The following is a 2,798-nucleotide window of genomic DNA, read 5'->3' on the forward strand; positions in this document are numbered from 1 at the left end:
CAAGCTTTTTAGAAATGACAACCGAAAATTGACCACTTGTGCTGACCGAAAAATGACCACCCCAAGCTATGAATGTAAAAGAAACAATCAGGGACAGAATACCACGATTCTCAAGAAGACATACTCGATTGCTTACATAATCCAACTTAGTTTTGTGACAATAGTGATAAATTGTCATCTTTTCGAGCCAAACAAACAAGCACATGTGAATCACATAATTATTGTTGATCCACATCGCCAAGGACACTTTATACCGATTTATTGATACTGCTTAGTTATCCAATCTTTATAACTTCCATCAATAACTGCTCGCCACCATTCTTCGTTAGCGAGAATCCAGTCAATGGTTTTCTTGATGCCTGTTTCAAATGACTCCTTTGGTTTATAGCCTAGTTCTTTGTTGCATTTGGATGGATCAATAGCATAGCGCCTATCATGCCCTAACCGATCTTTAACATAGGTTATAAGTGATTGAGCTTCAAGCCCTTTGCACTGAGGTGCATCAGGAAACCTTCCAGCAAGTTTGTCATCATTTTTAAAGGCAGCATCAACCAAACTACAGACAAGTTTGACGATATCGATATTGGTCCATTCATTATTGCCACCAATATTATATACGCCATCGACTTTTCCCTTCTTCAAGACAAGATCAATCCCGACGCAATGATCTTCAACATACAACCAGTCACGAATATTTAACCCATCTCCATAAATCGGCAGGGATTTGCCTCCGAGAATGTTCAAGACAACCAATGGAATCAGTTTTTCAGGAAACTGGTATGGCCCGTAATTATTGGAGCAATTACTGGTTGTGACTTGCAGTCCATAGGTGTGGTGGTATGAGCGAACCAGATGATCCGACGAGGCTTTACTGGCTGAATATGGCGAATTTGGTGCATAGGGAGTTGTTTCTGTAAAAGGCGGATCGTCTGCCGCCAATGAACCATAGACTTCATCGGTTGAAACATGATGGAAGCGATGCGGCACACCGGAACCCTGATCAAGCCAAACAGCCTTGGCCGCTTTGAGCATGCTGTGTGTGCCTAGAACATTGGTCTCAATAAAAGCATCCGGACCATGAATTGATCGATCAACATGAGACTCAGCCGCAAAATGGACAATGGTATCGATCTTTTCAGTGCTCAACAATTTCCCAACAAGTTCATGATCAAGTATATTGCCATGCACAAATCGAAATTGTTTGTTCTTCTGAGCAAATTCAAGACTGGCAAGGTTCCCAGCATAAGTCAGAGCATCCAGCACAACAACCGAATCCTCAGGATAGTTTCCAAGCCAGTAATGTACAAAATTGGCGCCAATAAACCCGGCGCCACCGGTAACAAGAAGTTTATTCATAAATAGAACCTTTAGTTAAGAAAATAGTTACTGCAATTAACTAACCGGACACTACGGATACTTTCTAGAGAGCTCAAGGATTCCAGTCTCCAGTCCAATCGAGATGCACAATTTCTTCTGGATCACAGCCAAGATACCCTCTATTCGAGGGCAGTCTGTCCAATTTATGCGGTGATGTGGGCGGCACAATCTTTAATGTCTGGCCCTTTCTTTCAATTTCCAAAGGCTCACCCGTCTCCAAGACTTGATCCAAAAGTTTATAGATATTACTCAATGTCATTAACTTAACGAGTATGATTGTGAAGCCGTCATCCCCGAATGCTGTTATCGGGGATCCAGCAAAACATGAAACTTTCTGGATCCCGGCTTAAAACATGCCGGGATGACGAGATTTATTTCCGTCACTGCGAGGAGCGCAGCGACGCGGCAGTCCAGATATTTTACCCAAGGGGCCTACTCTTTCAGGATTGCCGCACTCTCTATATCAAATATCCTGATACGTCTAAAACCACACAAGAACTAGAGTTCCTTCAACATCTCTCGTAATGCTTTCCGCCAATGCTGGCCGGAAAAACCTAACTTCGCCCAGGTCTCGCTTTTATCCAAAACACTAAAGGGAGGTCTTTTTGCCGGCAGTGGGTAATCGGCAGTGCCAATTGGGTTAATTATACATTCAGAAATCCCCCTCAATCCCCCTTTACAAAGGGGGATTGAGGGGGATTTTTTTCTTGTGTCGGCATGGAAACTCTTGCCTAAAGCCAAAGCTTCTTCCTGAATTGCAACCGCAAAATCATACCAAGAGGCCACCCCGGCATCAGTCCAGTGAAACATTCCATCCTGATTTATTTGGGCTAATTTCCACACCGCTTTGGCAAGACCATTTGCCCAGGTAGGTGTACCAGTTTGGTCTGCCACAATGCCAAGTGAATCGCGCTCTGCCATCAACCGCAGCATTGTTTTCACAAAATTATTACCATGGGCAGAGTAGACCCAGGCTGTTCTTAGAATAGCACAATTTTCTAAACCGTTTATCTCGACAATCTTTTGTTCACCGGCCAGTTTACTTTTCCCGTACACACCGGCTGGATTGGTAGGATCGGAAACCAAGTATGGCGATGATTTCAGTCCATCAAAAACAAAATCGGTGGAGATATGAACAAAGCGGGCACCAACCTCTTTTGCTGCCTCCGCAAGGTTTGCCGCACCATCAGCATTGACTGCAAAGGCTTTATCTACTTCTTCCTCAGCTTTGTCCACTGCGGTGTAAGCCGCTGCATTGATAATTACCTGCGGAGAAAGTGTACGTACCGTTTCCAGCACTTTCTCCCAATTAGTAATATCCAGCTCAGACGAGTTCAGCGCAACAGCAACAATACCCTCAGGCCTAGTTCGCTGTAGTTCCCATCCAAGTTGGCCGTTAGCGCCAGTTATAATAATTTTCA

Annotated in this window: 3 protein-coding genes; all 3 read right to left on the minus strand. The window is 44.0% G+C overall.

Going from position 1 to position 2,798, the window contains the following annotated elements; all coding sequences use genetic code 11:
* Positions 1–258: 258 nt before the first annotated feature.
* The gene (gene rfbB, locus HQK80_16285) at positions 259–1,356 is read right to left on the minus strand and encodes a dTDP-glucose 4,6-dehydratase (GenBank protein ID MBF0223748.1); all 1,098 of its coding nucleotides are present in this window, start codon (positions 1,354–1,356) and stop codon (positions 259–261) included.
* Between the two features lie 73 nt (positions 1,357–1,429).
* A complete protein-coding gene (locus HQK80_16290) occupies positions 1,430–1,636 on the minus strand; it encodes a type II toxin-antitoxin system Phd/YefM family antitoxin (GenBank protein MBF0223749.1) in 207 nt (68 codons plus the stop codon).
* Between the two features lie 239 nt (positions 1,637–1,875).
* Positions 1,876–2,798: dTDP-4-dehydrorhamnose reductase (gene rfbD, locus HQK80_16295; GenBank protein MBF0223750.1), on the minus strand; the 923-nt coding region annotated here is incomplete at its 5' end.

Source organism: Desulfobulbaceae bacterium (assembly GCA_015231515.1).
Taxonomy (GTDB): Bacteria; Desulfobacterota; Desulfobulbia; order Desulfobulbales; family VMSU01; genus JADGBM01.

Bases quoted from the DNA above. Each gene is read 5' to 3' on its own strand.
- rfbB (MBF0223748.1), bottom strand. From the start codon at position 1,356: ATGAATAAACTTCTTGTTACCGGTGGCGCCGGGTTTATTGGCGCCAAT.
- HQK80_16290 (MBF0223749.1), bottom strand. From the start codon at position 1,636: ATGACATTGAGTAATATCTATAAACTTTTGGATCAAGTCTTGGAGACG.